General features: G+C 71.1%; 14 protein-coding genes. 6 read left to right on the forward strand and 8 right to left on the reverse strand.

Going from position 1 to position 15401, the window contains the following annotated elements:
• Positions 1-6 precede the first annotated feature (6 nt).
• Entirely contained in the window at positions 7-1020 is a 1014-nt protein-coding gene (locus tag IU476_RS18680) for an agmatine deiminase family protein (RefSeq protein ID WP_195101772.1), read from the reverse strand.
• A gap of 405 nt (positions 1021-1425) precedes the next feature.
• Complete coding sequence (locus tag IU476_RS37075; protein ID WP_195101773.1) at positions 1426-2028, reverse strand: TetR/AcrR family transcriptional regulator; 603 nt, start codon at positions 2026-2028, stop codon at positions 1426-1428.
• A gap of 142 nt (positions 2029-2170) precedes the next feature.
• Between IU476_RS37075 and IU476_RS18690 the strand changes: the two genes are divergently transcribed.
• Positions 2171-3520 carry an MFS transporter gene (locus IU476_RS18690; protein ID WP_195101774.1) on the forward strand — a complete coding sequence of 450 codons (1350 nt, stop codon included), beginning with the start codon at positions 2171-2173 and terminating at the stop codon, positions 3518-3520.
• 81 nt (positions 3521-3601) lie between these two features.
• On the opposite strand, the gene IU476_RS18695 is transcribed toward IU476_RS18690, so the two are convergent.
• The gene (locus IU476_RS18695; protein WP_195101775.1) at positions 3602-4345 is read right to left on the reverse strand and encodes a lysophospholipid acyltransferase family protein; all 744 of its coding nucleotides are present in this window, start codon (positions 4343-4345) and stop codon (positions 3602-3604) included.
• A 25-nt stretch (positions 4346-4370) separates the two neighbouring features.
• The gene (locus IU476_RS18700) at positions 4371-5150 is read right to left on the reverse strand and encodes a lysophospholipid acyltransferase family protein (protein ID WP_195101776.1); all 780 of its coding nucleotides are present in this window, start codon (positions 5148-5150) and stop codon (positions 4371-4373) included.
• A gap of 111 nt (positions 5151-5261) precedes the next feature.
• Here IU476_RS18700 and IU476_RS18705 point away from each other — a divergent pair, with 111 nt between their 5' ends.
• Complete coding sequence (locus tag IU476_RS18705) at positions 5262-6113, forward strand: hypothetical protein (protein ID WP_195101777.1); 852 nt, start codon at positions 5262-5264, stop codon at positions 6111-6113.
• A gap of 44 nt (positions 6114-6157) precedes the next feature.
• Complete coding sequence (locus tag IU476_RS18710; protein WP_195101778.1) at positions 6158-7696, forward strand: Rieske 2Fe-2S domain-containing protein; 1539 nt, start codon at positions 6158-6160, stop codon at positions 7694-7696.
• A gap of 28 nt (positions 7697-7724) precedes the next feature.
• On the opposite strand, the gene IU476_RS18715 is transcribed toward IU476_RS18710, so the two are convergent.
• The 4 genes from IU476_RS18715 to serS form a co-directional block, all read right to left on the reverse strand.
• Positions 7725-8762: a Gfo/Idh/MocA family protein gene (locus IU476_RS18715; RefSeq protein ID WP_195101779.1), complete on the reverse strand. Its 1038-nt coding sequence runs from the start codon at positions 8760-8762 to the stop codon at positions 7725-7727.
• Between the two features lie 101 nt (positions 8763-8863).
• Complete coding sequence (locus IU476_RS18720; RefSeq protein WP_324194120.1) at positions 8864-9823, reverse strand: DMT family transporter; 960 nt, start codon at positions 9821-9823, stop codon at positions 8864-8866.
• Positions 9824-10010: 187 nt separating this feature from the next.
• Positions 10011-11873: a putative bifunctional diguanylate cyclase/phosphodiesterase gene (locus IU476_RS18725; RefSeq protein ID WP_324194121.1), complete on the reverse strand. Its 1863-nt coding sequence runs from the start codon at positions 11871-11873 to the stop codon at positions 10011-10013.
• A gap of 138 nt (positions 11874-12011) precedes the next feature.
• Positions 12012-13274, reverse strand: a complete 1263-nt coding sequence (gene serS, locus IU476_RS18730; RefSeq protein ID WP_195101781.1) for a serine--tRNA ligase — start codon at positions 13272-13274, stop codon at positions 12012-12014.
• Positions 13275-13373: 99 nt separating this feature from the next.
• Here serS and IU476_RS18735 point away from each other — a divergent pair, with 99 nt between their 5' ends.
• The 3 genes from IU476_RS18735 to IU476_RS18745 all read left to right on the forward strand — a co-directional run bounded on the left by IU476_RS18735 (position 13374) and on the right by IU476_RS18745 (position 15391).
• Positions 13374-14519 (forward strand): septum formation family protein, encoded by a 1146-nt coding sequence (locus IU476_RS18735; RefSeq protein WP_195101783.1) that lies wholly within the window; start codon positions 13374-13376, stop codon positions 14517-14519.
• Between the two features lie 26 nt (positions 14520-14545).
• Positions 14546-14899 (forward strand): metallopeptidase family protein, encoded by a 354-nt coding sequence (locus tag IU476_RS18740; RefSeq protein WP_195101785.1) that lies wholly within the window; start codon positions 14546-14548, stop codon positions 14897-14899.
• Between the two features lie 168 nt (positions 14900-15067).
• Positions 15068-15391, forward strand: a complete 324-nt coding sequence (locus IU476_RS18745) for a PE family protein (RefSeq protein ID WP_195101787.1) — start codon at positions 15068-15070, stop codon at positions 15389-15391.
• Positions 15392-15401: the final 10 nt, after the last annotated feature.

The following is a 15401-nucleotide window of genomic DNA, read 5'->3' on the forward strand; positions in this document are numbered from 1 at the left end:
GGTTCGTCAGACGATGACCGGCTGCTGCTGGGTCGAACAGTGGATGCCGCCGCCGCCCTCCACGACGGCGTTGTATTCCACGCGCACGACCTCGCGGCCGGGGAAGGCGTCGGCGAGGATGCCGGCGGCGCGGTCGTCGCCGCGGCGGTCGCCGTAGGCGGGCATGTAGACCGCGGCGTTGCCGACGTAGAAATTGGCGTACGAATAGAGGAAGTCGGGACCGCGGGTGCCCGCGAGGGCGGTCGCGTCCGGCTGCGGGAGTTCGATGATCTCGAAACGGCGGCCCGCGGCGTCGGTGGCGTCGCGCAGAATATCCCGGGCGCGGACGGCCGCGCGCGCGAAGACGTCCTCCGGATCGGGATGCACCGGCCAATCCACCAGCACCACGCCGGGCGCGGCGAAACGGGCCACCGCGTCGACGTGACAATCGGTGACGTCCTCGCCGAAAACTCCCTGCAGCCAAACGACTTTGGTGATTCCCAGCATGTCGCCGAGCGCGTTCTCGATATCCTCGTGTGCCGCACCCGGATTGCGATTCGGGTTCACCAGCGCGCTCTCGGTCGTGAGCAGGGTGCCCGCGCCGTCCACCTCGAGCGCGCCGCCCTCGGCGACAATCGGCGCGACCACCCGCGGAATTTTCGCGTGCTCGAGCAGTTTTCGCGCCACCTTCGCATCCAGGTGGTACTCGGACTTCTGGCCCCAGCCGTTGAAGTTGAAATCGATTCCGGCCGGGCCGTCTGGCCCGGCGACGAATATCGGCCCGGTGTCGCGAATCCATAGATCGTCCAGCGGCGCCGGCACCACCTCCACGGCCGAGCCGCAGGCCCGGCGCGCCTCCTCGGCCTGTTCGCGCCGGGCCAGCAGGGTCACCGGTTCGTGCTCGGCGATCGCCCGGGCCAGTCGCACAATGTCCGCGCGCACGAGCGGTAACAACTCTTCCCACACCGACTCTTTGGCCGGCCACGCCAGCCAGGTGCGGGCGTGCGGAGCGGTTTCCGCCGGCATCACATAGCGCGTCATGCGCTCGACGCTACCGACTTCCCGGGCGCGTACCAAAAGAAGTCGAATATTCGTTGTTACAGCGTCACTTTCGTCCGGCGCGCATTCTCGGACGATGAAAGTTCAATCAGATGCGGATATTCGCCCGCTCGAATTCCGTGACTGAGACAGAATGTCTTGGACGGCGCTCACGAGTGCGGCGAGAAACGTCCACGGGCGCGGCCGGAATGCAATATTGCACTTGCAATGCCGTGTTTCACATTTGTCGGCACACATTTCGCAACCGACCGGGCGGCCTCGATTCGCCGGGCGGCGACGGCGAATTCCAGCGCCGATACCCATTCGCGTACTCGAGTTTCCGACGAATCCGGATAGCCGCCCGGACGCTCCGCTGCGCCGCCGGGCTCGATCGAGCGCGGTTGCGACTCAGACGGTTTCGTCGTCGGGACCTAGGACGGCGTCGAGCAGTTGCCGTAGCGCCCAGTCGAATTCGGCGAGCGCGTCGGCCGCGGCCAGGTGCGGGCGCGCGGTGGTGAGCGCCGGGAACTCCGCGGGGTCGATGTCGAAGCCCGGATGGCCGAGCGGGTGGTCGTTGACGACGTACCCGAGCAGCAGCTGCCAGACCGCGCGATAGGTCCGCGCCGCGAGTTCCGGGCGCAGGCCGGCGCGCAGCAGCGCGTCGAGAGCGGAGTCCGCGAACGGAAGCGCGGTGGCGGTCACCGACGAGGCCTCGATGATCACCCTGGCGGCCCAGGGATGGTCGAGCAGCACGCGGTGCGCGCCGAGCCACTGCCGCCGGATGCGCTCGCGGGGCGGACCGGAGCGCACCACCGGAAAGGCCCGGGCGAGATCGTCGTTCAGCAACGCCAGCAGTTCGCGGCGGTCGGCGATGTGCCGGTAGAGCGAGGCCTGGCCGGTGTCCAGTTCCTGGGCCACCCGCCGCAGCGTCAGCGCCGCCAGGCCCTCCGCGTCGGCGATGCGGCGCGCGGCGGCGACGATGACGTCCCGGGTCAGCGGTTGTGCGCGCACCTCACTCCCTTCCGCCGCCCGAGCCTAGGCGGCCGGGCGGGCCGCTCGCCGCGGGAGGGCCTGCCGAACCTCTTGCGAACAACGTTCGCATGTAGTTAGGTGTGCCTAACGCGAACGATGTTCGCATTCCGAGGAGGCTTGCTTGACCACCACGATCCCCGCCACCGCGCGCCCGGGCGCCGCCATGACCGCACTGGCCCTGGGTGTGCTGTCCTACGGCCTCATGCAGACCATGCTGGTGCCGGCCATCGGCGTGCTCCAGCACGCGTTGCACACCAGCGCGACCGCCGCGACCTGGGCCGTCATGAGCGCGCCGCTGCTCGCGAGCGCCATCCTCACGCCGCTGGTGAGCCGGCTCGGCGACCGGTACGGGCGGCGGCGCACGCTGCTGGTCGCGCTCGGCGTCTACCTGGCCGCGACCCTCGCGGCGCTGCTCGCCCCGCACATCGGCGTCCTGATCGCGGCCCGCGCCGGGCAGGGCATCAGCCTCGCGGTGCTGCCCTTGGCGTTCGGCTCGGTGCCCGACATCCTGCCGCCCGAGCGCGTGCACGCCGGGCTGGGGCTGCTGTCCGGGCTGGTGGGCGGGGCGGCGGGGATCGCTCTGGTGTGCGGCGGGCTGATCGTCGACCATGCCTCGTGGCGTTGGCTTTTCGTGGTGGGCGCCGGGTTGATCACGGCCGCGCTGGTGCTCACCTATCGGTTCGTGCCGGACGGTCCGGCCGCCGGGGCCGGGCGGCTCGACCCGGCCGGGACCGTGCTGCTGGCGGCAGGGCTGTGCGGCGTCCTGCTGGCGCTGAGCATCGGGCCGAGCGACGGGTGGCTGGGGGCGCCGACGCTCGCGCTCGCCGTCGGGGGCGTGCTGCTGCTGGTCATGTTCGTGCGGGTCGAGCGGCGGCTGCGGCAGCCGCTTCTCGAGATGGACCTGGTGCTGCGGCGGACGGTCGGCGGCACGCATCTCGCGGCACTGACGCTGGGCGCGATGCAGTTCATGTACTACGTGCTGGTGCCGAAGCTGGTCGAAGCGCCTACGGCGGCAGGCGGTTTCGGCTGTTCGGTGACGGCGGCCGGGCTGGTGATGCTGCCGTCCACGCTGGTGGTGCTGCCCGCCGGGGCCGTCGCGGGCCGGGTGATCGCGCGCCGCGGGCCGCAGCTGCCGCTGGCGGCGGGGCTGCTGCTGACCGCCGCCGGTGCCGCGCTGCTGGCCGTCGCGCACGGGTCGCTGTGGCAGGCGGCGGTCTGCGCGCTGCCGATCGGCCTCGGCACCGGACTGGTGATGACGGCGCTCCCCTCGCGACTGCACCACGTCGTCGACCCCGCCCGCGCGGCCACGGCCAACGGGATCAACACCGTGTCCCGGACGGTCGGCGGCGCGCTGGGCAGCCAGCTCGGCGCGGCGCTGATCGCGGGCTCAGTGACCGGTGGCTTTCCTACCGCGTTCTGGATCGCGACGGCCATCGGAATTGTGGGTGCCGCAGTGGTATTCGGTGTCTAGCCGAGAGGGCAGTCGGTGTCCTGCGGCATTCCGCTCCCCGAGCGCGGCGGCGGACTGCCTCGTCCGAAGGCCCCGGGGCAGTCAGGCTCCACGCGCCGCCCTGCGACGTTCCAACTCCTCCCGGTCGAGCACGGCGGCCCGTTCCGGGGTCGGGGCGCTGCCGCCGAGGCGGGCGGGCACCCAGGGGGCGCCGGCGGGCATCTCGTAGTCCCGCTGTGCCTGTTCTAGCAGTCGTTCCATGCGGGAACGCAATTCGGCGGTGAGGTCGTCCGCCGGCTCGCGGGCCGGGAGGGGCTCGCCGAGGCGGATGTTGATCGGGAAGCGGTGCCGCCCCAGGCGTTTGGGCAGGTCCTTGGTCCACACCCGCTGCGCGCCCCAGATCACCATGGGCACGATCGGCGCGCCGGACTCGATGGCCATCCGGGCCGCGCCGGACTTGAACTCCTTCAGCTCGAAGCTGCGGGAGATCGTGGCCTCCGGATACACCACCACGATCTCGCCGGACCGCAGCGCCGCCACCGCGCGCTCGTAGGATTCGGCGCCCGCGGTGCGGTCCACCCCGATCGCCTTGCACTGCTTCATCAGCCAGCCCACGATGCCGTGCTCGAGTTCGGCCTTCATCATGTAGCGGACGTTGCGCCCCGACTTCCGGCCCACCAGGCCGACTTCCATGAAATCGAGGTAGGCGGTGTGGTTCACGGCGAGGACGGCGCCGCCGGTGCGCGGGAGGTGTTCCTGACCGGCGATATCGATGCGCAGGCCCTGCGCCAGGAACAGGGTGCGGACCAGTCCGGTGAGGACGTCGAAGACGGGCTCCCGCGCCATACTCGAAAACTCCTGTGTTCCCTGCCTACTGCGCCGCGCCGTCCGCGCTGCGGCGGGCCGCCTTCTCGGCGGCCTCCGCGGCGTCCATGGCGTCGGCCTCGGCCAGCGTCGGGGCACTGCCGCCCAGGCGGGCCGGCACCCAGTATGCCCCGGGCTCGTGCGCGTAGTTCTCCTGCAGGCCCGCCAGCAACTCCTGCATGGTCGAGCGCAGCGTGGCGGTCAGTTCCGCCGCCGCCGCGGCGATGTCCGCGGCGTCCACCGCGGGCGGCGCGATCGGCGCTCCCACCGCGATCGAGATCGGGGTGTTGGTGCGGCCCAGGCGCTTCGGATGCCCCTTGGTCCACACTCGCTGCGCGCCCCAGATCACCATCGGGATGATCGGCACGCCCGCCTCGATCGCCATCCGCGCCGCCCCCGACTTGAACTCCTTGATCTCGAAGCTGCGGCTGATGGTGGCCTCGGGGTAGACGCCGACCAGTTCGCCGCGCCGCAGGTACTCGACCGCCGCCTGGTACGAATCCGCGCCGGCCGATCGGTCCACCGGAATATGCTTGAGCGCGCGCATGATCGGGCCGGAGATCTTGTCGTCGAAGACCTCCTTCTTCGCCATGAAGCGGATGTACCGCTTCGGTGTCCGCGCGGGCAGTCCGGCGTAGGTGAAGTCCAGGTAGCCGGTGTGGTTGATCGCGATGACCGCACCCCCGGTCGCGGGGATGTGCTCATCCCCGGTGACCTGGAACTTCAGTCCCTGCGCGAAGAAGACGGTCCGGGCCAGGCCGATGATCGTGCGGTAGACGGGTTCCACAATTCCGCTAGCGTAGTCCCTGTCACAGCAGGCACTCCCAGCGCACGCGCAGGAAAGAGGTTCACCGCAGTGAAACGCCCCCGACCAGCATCGCGGGAACGAGTCCGCCGGGTGCGCCGGGGAGCGCTACTCGCGGGCCTCGCCACGCTGGCCGTCAGCGCCGGGACCGGGTGCGATTCCCGGGTCGGAATCGAGGGAACCGACTACGACAGCGGCGCGTCCGACGGCACCGCCACGACCGCGGCGGCCGCGTCGACGACACCGCCGGTCGCCGGCGCCGTGGCGGTCACGGTGTCGCTGGAGTCGCCCGACTCGGCGGCCGCCGACGCGCTCACCCGCTGGGCCATCGATCTGCAGGAGGCGCCGCGGTCGACGCTGGTGGACAAGTGCTGGTCCATGGCCCCGCGCAACGTCGAGACGATGTACGCCGACGAGCAGGCCATCCTGGCGGCGCTCGCCGAACCGGGGGTCGACCAGGGCACCGCCGTGGTGTGGCAGAGCCCGGCCGGCACCGCGAGCCGGGCGGCGGTCACGGTCGTCGCCCAGCGCGCCGATATCGCCACGGGCTACGCCTGCCCGCGCGTCTTCACCGCGGGCGCCGAGCCCGGATTCACCGATGCCGATGCGCGCCACACCGTCCGGCGCTATCTGGCCCGGGCCACCGGCAAGCCGCTCGACCCGGCCGACCAGGAAGCCACCCATCCCCTGGTGTGCGCGGCGAGCCCGGCGACCTGGGACCCGACCGGCAGCGGGCGCGGCACGACACCGCCGCTGGCCGCCGAGCCGAACAAGCTCACCGGCGTGCGCTCGTTCGTCGACGAGTCGATCACCTCCGACCAGCTGCGCGGCGAGTATCTGAGCGTCTCCGCACCGGTCACCACGACGGCCGGTGGGCAGCAGGATCGGACATTCACCGTGCGCGCGACCGACCAGGGTTACTGCATCGGCGACGTCTCCTCCTAACGGCTACCCTGGATGGCTGTCGACGGTTCAGGAGGGACTTTTTCGTGCAGATCACCAGCGTCGGACACGCCGGGTTTCACATCCGCACCGCGTCGGGGACGATCCTCTGCGATCCGTGGGTCAACCCGGCGTACTTCGGATCGTGGTTCCCGTTCCCGGACAACACCGGGCTCGACTGGGACGAGCTGGGCGACTGCGACTTCCTGTACGTCTCGCACCTGCACCGCGACCACTTCGACGCGCGCACCCTGACCGACCACGTCAACAAGGACGCCACCGTCCTGCTGCCGGACTACCCGGTGCCGGACCTGCGGCGGGAGCTCGAGAAGCTCGGGTTCCACAAGTTCTTCGAGACCGAGGACTCGGTCAAGCACACGGTGCGCGGGCCCGGCGGCGACCTCGACGTGATGATCATCGCGCTGCGCGCTCCGGCGGACGGGCCGATCGGCGACTCCGGCCTGGTGGTCGCCGACGGTGAGACGGTGTGCTTCAACATGAACGACGCGCGGCCGGTGGACATGGACGTGCTGCACGAGCAGTTCGGGCACGTCGACATCCACCTGCTCCAGTACTCGGGCGCCATCTGGTACCCGATGGTCTACGACATCCCCGCGCGCACCAAGTCCAACTTCGGCAAGCAGAAGCGGCAGCGCGGCATGGACCGGGCCCGCAGCTACATCGAGCAGGTCGGGGCCACCTGGGTGGTGCCGTCCGCGGGGCCGCCGGTGTTCCTCGACGACGAACTGCGCTACCTCAACGACGACCACGGCGACGAGGGCAACATCTTCCCCGACCAGGTGGTGTTCCTGGAGCAGATGCGCATCCACGGCAATGCCGGTGGGGTGCTGATGATTCCGGGCTCGGTCGCCGACGTGCGCGGCGCGGAACTGGACCTCACCCACCCGTTCGATCCGGGCGAGATCTACGACGACAAGGCCGGCTACATCGAGCGGATGGCGCAGCGGCTGGCCCCGGTGCTGGCCGCCGAGAAGGCCACCTGGGCCACCGGCGACGGCCCGCTGCTGCCGCAGCTGAAGGAGCTGTTCGAGCCGATCATGGCGCAGAGCGACCTGATCTGCGACGGCATCGGCTACCCGGTCGGCCTGGTGCTCGGCGACGAGACCGTGGTGCTGGACTTCCCCAAGCGCGTGGTGCGCGGCCCGATCGAGGGAGAGGGCAAGTACCGCTACGGATTCCGCATCGAGCCGCAGCTGGTGCGCACGGTGCTGCGTGACGGCGAGCCGGACTGGGTGAACACCATCTTCCTGTCCACCCGGTTCCAGGCGTGGCGCATCGGCGGGTACAACGAGTACCTCTACACGTTCTTCAAATGTCTCACCGACGAGCGCATCGCCTACGCCGACGGCTGGTTCTCCGAGGCGCACGACGATTCGGCCTCGTGCGAGATCCAGGGCTGGGAGGTGCAGCGCCGTTGCCCGCACCTGAAGGCCGATCTGTCGAAATTCGGTGTGGTGGAAGGCACTACGCTGACCTGCAACCTGCACGGCTGGCAGTGGGACCTGGAGACCGGCCGCTGCAAGACGTCCAAGGGCCACGAATTGCGTTCCCGCAAACTGGTGTGAGCGGACTCGGCTCGGCCGGCCGGGCCGGTCAGCGTTCGGCGGCGGACGCGCGGGCCCGTTCGAGAATGCCGAGGGTGGTGACCGCGTCGCGCGGGTCCACCGGGACGGGCGCGCCGTGCAGCAGGGCGTCCGCCATCGCGGCGTAGAAGGCCGGGTAGTCGCCGGGTTCGGTGGGGGTGGGCCGGGTGTCGCCCTCGGTGCCCAGTACCCCCCAACGCTCCGGTTCAACTGTGCCCCAAAGCTTTCCGTCGTTCGGTCGGCGGCCGGAGCGCAGCGCCTCCTCCTGCGGGTCGAGGCCGTAGGTCACGTAGCCGCTCGCGGAGCCGAGCACCCGGAAACGCGGGCCGAGTTGCGGGGCAACGGCATTCATCCACAGGTGGGACCGCACACCGGATTCGTGCGTCAGGGCCAGGAAGGCGTCGTCGTCGGTGCGCACCTCGGGGCGGCGGGTGTCCAGTTCGCAGTACACCTCGGCGACCGGGCCGAACAGGGTCAGCGCCTGGTCGACCAGGTGGCTGCCGAGGTCGTAGAGGATGCCCGCGCCCTCGTCCACGCCGCCGACCTCGCGCCAGCCGCCCTTGGACACCGGCCGCCACCGCTCGAAACGGGATTCGAAGCGCCGGACCGTGCCGAGGCTGCCGTCGTCGATCAAGCGGCGCAGGGTGCGGAAGTCGCTGTCCCAGCGCCTGTTCTGGAAGACGGTCAGCGGCAGCCCCGCCCGCTCGGCCGCGGCGACGACCCGCGCGCCCTCGGCCGCGGTCAGCGCGAACGGCTTGTCCACGACCACCGGCAGTCCCGCCGCCAGCGCCCGGGTCGCGAGCGGCGCGTGGGTGCGGTTGGGTGTCGCCACGACGACCAGGTCGATGCCCGCCGGGTCGGCGAACAACTCGTCCGCGTTCGGCACCACGCGGACACCGGCATGCTCCCGGCGCGCCTGCTCGGCCCGCTCCTCCGACGAGGTCACCACCGCGGCCACCCGCAACCGCGGCTCGGCGGCGATCAGCGGCGCGTGGAACACCGACCCGGCCAGCCCGTACCCGATCACCGCGACACCCAGTTCCCGCATACCCGTCCTCTCGCCACCGACATCCTCGAACATCATGCTCCGCCGACCCAGCGAACCGGCTCACCGCGGTGTACGGGCATGTTCCGCACCGGCACGTGGTCCTACCCGGCCGCGGCCGGGCGGCGGGCGGCGACGCCCACGGCGATCAGGGTGAGCACGCTGCCCACCACGGTCGCCGCCGACAATCCGGAGCCGGTGGGCAGCGCGACATCCAGCACGACCGCCGCGAGCAGCTGTCCCGCCACCGAGGTGAGGCCGAGCAGCAGCACGCCGATCCACCGGACCACCAGGGCCGCCAGCGCGATGAACACGACCCCGATCACCCCGCCGAGATACAGCCAGGGAGCCGTCGGAAACCGGTCCGGCCACCCGGTGCGGGCCAGCACCAGGGCTTCGACCGCGATCAGCACGACCACGCCGGTGGCGAAATTGACCAGGGTCGCCGAGTACGGACCGCCCACCACGCCGATCCGCCCGTTCATCGCCTGCTGCCACGCCAGCCCGATCCCCGACAGCGCGGGCAGCACGATCAGCGCGGCCGGCGGCACGCCGCCCAGCAGATCACCGGCCGCCGACACCGATTCGCCCGTGCCGGAACCGCCGACGGCCGCGACCACGACCGCCACCAGGGCCAGCACCGCACCGACGGTGCGCGGGGCGGTCACCGGCGTCCGCCCGCTCGGCCCGAGCCCTAGCCGATCCACCACCAGACTGCTCGCCAACTGCCCGGCCACCGTCGCCACCGTGAACGCGGCCACCCCGAGGGCCGCCACCGTAAGCCCTTGGCACGCAACGAAGAACGCCCCGCAGAGCCCGCCGAGCAGCTGCCACCACCGCAGCTCGCCGGCGGCGACGGCCCGCCGCACCTTGCCGACGCCCGCGCGCAACCGGCCGCTGAGCGCGAACACCAAGCACAGCACCAGCAAGCCGGATCCGAAACTGATCACCGCGGCCGCCACCCCGTCGCGCAGCCGCTCCCCCAACGCCCCGTTCAACCGCCCCTGTACGGCCACGCCCGCACCGATACACATCCCCGCGGCGATGCCCCATTCTCTGCGCACCCGCCCGAGTCTGCGGGACGCCGGGCCGGTGGTCCCGGCACCGCGCCCGCGCGATATCGCCCGGGTGCGGCCGGGCGCGTTCGTCTCGAGCACGGCCGCCTGCTTCGTCCGGGCTCCGGAACGTTCCGCCATGCAGTGCGTTTGCCCCCTGCGGGCGGCTTTCACACGACCGGGCGGAATGTGCGGCTCAGTTCTTGCCTGTCGTCCCCGTATCGAAGGGGTTGTCGACCGGGACCCAGCCGTTGGTGGAGAACTCCCGGTCCGCGGCCGCGCCGACCAGGCCGTGGCGGTCGTTGAGGTCGTCGATCAGCTCCGCGACCGGGTGGGAATCGCTGTAGTGATAGCCCTGCGCCAGCGCGAAACCCAGCTCGGTGAGCACCGCCGCCTGGTATTCGGTCTCCACGCCCTCGGCGATGACCTGCAGATCCAGCGACTTGCTCAGCGCCGCGATGACGCCGAGCAGCGGCGGGGCGGGGGTGTCGGAGCGGATGGCGGCGACGAAGGACTGGTCCACCTTCAGGATGTCGCTCGGGATGGTCGCCAGGCGGCTCAGCGAGGAGTAGCCGGTGCCGAAATCGTCGATCGCGATCCGCACGCCGCGCTCGCGCAGCAGGTGCAGATTGGCGATGGCGGTCTGCGACTCGGCCGCCAGCTCGCTCTCGGTGACCTCCAGGACCAGTTGGTCGGCGGGCCAGCCGGTGTCGGCGAGGATGCCGGAAACCCGGTCCGCGTAATCGGATTCGGCCAGTTCCAGCCCGCTGACGTTGACGTTCAGCGTCAGATCCAGCTGCGCGAAGGTGTCCTGCAGGCGGGCCGCGTCGGCGCAGGCGCGGCGCAGCACCAGCTCGTCCAGATCGGAGATCAGGTCGTACTCCTCGGCGACCCGGATCAGGCCCTCCGTGGTGACATCCGGCTGCGCGCTCGACGACCAGCGCAGCAGCGCCTCCACGCCGACCGCCTTGCCGCCGCCCTCGGACAGGCTCACGATCGGCTGGTAGTGCACGTCCAGGGCGCCCTTGTCGATGGCCTCGCGCAACTCCACCGCCAGCGGCAGCTGCCGCGAGGACTCCAGCACCGTCCGGTTGCGGCCGGCCTGCTTGGCCCGGTACAGGCCGACATCGGCGCGACTCACCAGCAGCGAGCCGGATTCGCCCGGCTGCCAGGACGTCACGCCCGCGGAACAGCCCGTGGTCACCGCCGCGCGTAGCTGCTCGGTGAGCAGGATCGCGGCCTGCTCGGTGGTGTTGGGCAGCAGCAGCGCGAAGGCGTCGCCGCCGTAGCGGGCGAGCCGCTGGCCCGGCTGGAGCAGCTTCTGCCAGGTGTCGGAAACCCGTTGCAGCACGGCGTCACCCGCGCGGTGGCCGAGGTGGTCGTTGATCTTCTGGAAGCGGTCCAGGTCGACCAGCACCAGTGCCAGCCCCTGCCCGGTGCGGGTGGCGTGCGCGATCGCGGTGTTGAGGGCGCGGTCGAAACCGCGGCGGTTGAGCAGCCCGGTGAGCACGTCGATATCGGCGTCGGAGGCCATCCGGGTGAGGATGCCGACGACGATGCCCGCGCCCACCGTCACGCCCGCCGGGATCATGCCCGACCACCACGGCAGACCGCGCGAGGGCACCGCCCACAGGCACAGCGCCACGGCGAACAGCACATGCGCGGCAACCCACTGCCAGGCGAAGAAGATCGCGGCATCGCAGGCGACGAAGACGTAGAACGCCGCCAGGCTGATGCCGCCGACGGTGTTCGGGAACCAGTGCACCGCAACGGTGACCAGGATGGTCGCCATCGCGACGTACACGTGGTGGATCGAGTGCGGCAGCCGCGGACCCCAGATCAGCAGGCTGACCCCCAGCAGCAGCGCGATGACCGCCGCGATGCCGACCAGCGGCCGATTGCCCTCGTCACCCGGGGCCACGACGGTGATCAGCAGGCCCAGTACCCCGCCCATCACGTAGAACGCACCGGTGGTCCGAGCCATCACCATGGCCGTCGCCAGCGCCGACGCCGTCCGCACCCGCGTGCGGGTATCGCCGCGGGACCCGATTCCTCGCACGCTGCCTAGCCTAGACACAGTTGTCCCATGCAGTAGTCACATCGGCAGGAATCGGCGGGCAAAGTCGCCGATTTCTGCGGTCGCGAGCGCACGTGCGGCCGCACGTGCGCCGGAATACCCACCCCCGCGAATCATCAGCTACCGCAATGGTTCCAGGACTTCGCGGCCGACGAAGGGCACCAGCGCCGCCGGTACCCGGACCGAGCCGTCCGCCCGCTGGTGGTTCTCCAGCAGCGCGACGATCCAGCGCGTCGTGGCCAGCGTGCCGTTGAGGGTGGCCGCGATCTGCGGCTTGCCGTTGGCGTCGCGATAGCGCACCGACAGCCGCCGCGCCTGGAAGGTGGTGCAGTTGGAGGTGGAGGTCAGCTCGCGGTAGGTGCCCTGGCTGGGCACCCAGGCCTCGCAGTCGAACTTGCGCGCCGCCGAGCTGCCCAGGTCCCCGGCCGCGACATCGATCACCCGGTAGGGCACCTCGATCGCGGCGAGCATGTCCCGCTCCCAGCCCAGCAGCCGCCGGTGCTCGGCGTCGGCGTCCTCGGGCTTGCAGTAGACGAACATCTCGACCTTGTCGAACTGGTGCACCCGGATGATGCCGCGGGTGTCCTTGCCGTAGCTGCCGGCCTCCCGCCGGAAGCACGAGGACCAGCCCGCGAAGCGCTTGGGACCGTCGGCGAGGTCGAGGATCTCGCCCGAGTGGTAGCCGGCCAGCGGCACCTCCGAGGTGCCGACCAGGTACAGGTCGTCCTCTTCCAGGTGGTAGACCTCGGCCGCGTGCTGACCCAGGAAACCGGTGCCAGCCATGATCTCCGGGCGCACCAGCACCGGCGGGATCATCATGGTGAAGCCGTTGGCCACCGCCCGCTGCGCGGCCAGCTGCAGCAGGCCGAGCTGCAGCAGCGCGCCGTAGCCGGTGAGGAAGTAGAACCGCGAGCCGGACACCTTGGCGCCGCGCTCCATATCGAGCACGCCGAGCGACTCGCCCAGTTCCAGATGGTCTTTCACCGCGAAGTCGAATTCGGGCGGCGTGCCGACGGTCTCGAGGAGCACGAAATCGTCCTCGCCGCCCGCCGGGGCGCCCTCCTGCACGACGTTCGACAGCGCGCGCTGGGCGGTCTCCAGCTCGGCGTCGGCCGCGGCCTCGGCGGCCTCGGCCTCCTTCACCTTCGCGGCCAGTTCCTGCGCGTTCGCCAGCAGCGCGGACCGCTCCTCCGGCGAGGCCTTGCCGACCTTCTTGCCCAGCGCCTTCTGCTCGGCGCGCAGGCCGTCGGCCGTCGCGACCGCGGCGCGGCGCGCGGCGTCGGCCGCGAGCAGGGCGTCCACCAGCCCCGGATCCTCGCCGCGCGCCCGCTGGGAGGCGCGCACCGCGTCCGGATCGTCGCGCAGGAATCGGAGGTCGATCATGGGTAGCCAGCCTAGAACCTGGTCGACGCGCCGCGCGACCGGGCCGAGGTCCGGGAGGCTCGTGGCGGGTCCGATCGGGCGCTGTCATGATGGAGCGCGATGTCCACCGATGACGCGCCCCAGGCGCCCGAGCCCGAGACCCCGCCGCCGGCCGCGGGGGGTCGCGCGGCACGGCGGGCCGCCGCGAAGAGGTCCGCGACCGCGCGCACCGCGGTCGGTCGGTTGCACCTGCCCGCGCACAAACTGCGATGGGGCCTGCTGGCGGTGGCGGTGGGCGCGGTGCTGGCCGCGCTGGTCACCATGTTCATCTCCGGTTTCCGCAGCCCGCACGGGCTGGAGGCGCACAACCCGGCCGCACCGCAACTCGGCGGACGGGCCAACACCGCGTTCGGCAGCGCGCGCTCGGGCGACTGCCTGTCCTGGACCAACGCCAAGACGCTGGACCTGACCAAGGTCAACTGCACGGACAAGCACCTGTTCGAGGTCACCGCCGACATCGACCTGAGCCGGTATCCGGGCCGCGAATTCGGGCCGGGCTCACGGTTTCCCGATTCGCTGCGCTTCGCCGAACTGCGCGACGAGCACTGCACCCCGGCCGCCGCGGCCTACCTCGGCGGGCATCTCGACCCGCGCGGCCGCTTCGTGGTCGGCATGATCAACCCGGGCGAACCGGGCTGGCGCAACGGCGATCGCACCATCCGCTGCGGGCTGCAGCTGGTGAGCGCCACCGGCAACGCCACCCAGCAGGCCACCGGCCGGGTCCGCGACAGCGACCAGTCCCGCACCTTCGAGTCCGGCACCTGCATCGGCATCAACCAGAGCCTGCCCACCAACGAACCGGTCGACTGCGCCAAACCGCATGCCTACGAGGTGATGTCGGTGGTGGACCTGGGCACGCACTTCACCGGCGGCCCGCCGAACAACGCCGACCAGGACAAGTTCATGCAGGACGAGTGCGCCCGCGCGGCGGGCGACTACCTCGGCGGCCAGGACGCGCTGATCAACAAGACGCTCACGCTGTTCTGGGACAACCTCGACACCCGCAGTTGGCTGGTCGGCAGCCACAAGCTGAACTGCCTGGTGGGCAAGGGCTCTCAGGACGGCTTCTCGACCATCACCGGCTCGGCCCGCGGCGACGTGCTGATCGACGGCCAGGCGCCGGTGCCGCCGCCGAGCGACGGCCGCTCCACGCCGACACCGCTGCCGGGCGCCGCGCCCGCCCCGGCGCCGCCGCGACCCCGGTAGGCGGGCGCGGAATGGGAAGGCGCTGAATGCCGGTCACGATGTCCGACGACCGGTTCGAGGAACTGGTCGGCGAAGCGCTCGACCTGATCCCGCCGGAACTGGCCCGCGCCATCGACAACGTGGTGGTGCTGATCGAGCCGCGCCACCCGGAAGACCCTGGGCTGCTGGGGCTTTACCACGGCATCGCGCTGACCGAGCGGGTCGACAGCCAGTACGGCGGCGCGCTGCCGGACACCGTGACGATCTACCGCGAGGCGTTGCTCGACCTTTGCGACAGCGAATCCGAGGTGGTCGAGGAGGTCGCGATCACCGTGATCCACGAGATTGCCCACTACTTCGGGATTGACGAAGACCGCCTGCATGAGCTGGGATGGGGCTAGTCTTGACCCGCGAAGCGGGTCAAGCCGAAGAAACTTTGGACTCGAGGGAACCGGAGCGCGGGCCGTCGCGTCCAATCAACTCGTAGGGGGAATTCTCGTGGTTCCACCGAAGGGCGGGCAGCTGCCGGCCCGACTGTCGCACAGCCGCCACTAGAAGGAGTTCGAGTCATGGTTGGCCACGTACTCATCTCGCCCGAACTGATGCTCGCCGCCGCGACGGAGCTCGACCTGCTCGCCGAGCGCCTGGTAGCGGCGTCCGCGCTGAGCGGCCCGGCAACCCACGTCCTGCCCTCCGGTTGCGAAGAGGTCTCCCTCCTGGCGGCGGGTCACTTCAACCACGCCGCGGCCACCCACGACGGCGCCGTCGCGCAGGGCGCGCTGGAGCTGCACCATGCCGCGCACACGCTGCGCATGCAGTGCGCCAGCTTCCTCGCCGACGACGGCATCCAGGCCGCCAGCGTGGCCGCGGTGGGCGCGGCCATCCAGGCCTAGCCCCGAATTC

The organism is Nocardia blacklockiae, assembly GCF_015477355.1.
GTDB classification, from domain to species: Bacteria; Actinomycetota; Actinomycetes; order Mycobacteriales; family Mycobacteriaceae; genus Nocardia; species Nocardia blacklockiae.

What these genes read in the sequence shown, in the direction of transcription:
- IU476_RS18740 (WP_195101785.1), top strand. Translation starts at nt 14,546, where the DNA reads ATGCCGGTCACGATGTCCGACGACCGGTTCGAGGAACTGGTCGGCGAA.
- serS (WP_195101781.1), bottom strand. Translation starts at nt 13,274, where the DNA reads ATGATCGACCTCCGATTCCTGCGCGACGATCCGGACGCGGTGCGCGCC.
- IU476_RS18745 (WP_195101787.1), top strand. Translation starts at nt 15,068, where the DNA reads ATGGTTGGCCACGTACTCATCTCGCCCGAACTGATGCTCGCCGCCGCG.
- IU476_RS18735 (WP_195101783.1), top strand. Translation starts at nt 13,374, where the DNA reads ATGTCCACCGATGACGCGCCCCAGGCGCCCGAGCCCGAGACCCCGCCG.
- IU476_RS18715 (WP_195101779.1), bottom strand. Translation starts at nt 8,762, where the DNA reads ATGCGGGAACTGGGTGTCGCGGTGATCGGGTACGGGCTGGCCGGGTCG.
- IU476_RS18680 (WP_195101772.1), bottom strand. Translation starts at nt 1,020, where the DNA reads ATGACGCGCTATGTGATGCCGGCGGAAACCGCTCCGCACGCCCGCACC.
- IU476_RS18695 (WP_195101775.1), bottom strand. Translation starts at nt 4,345, where the DNA reads ATGGCGCGGGAGCCCGTCTTCGACGTCCTCACCGGACTGGTCCGCACC.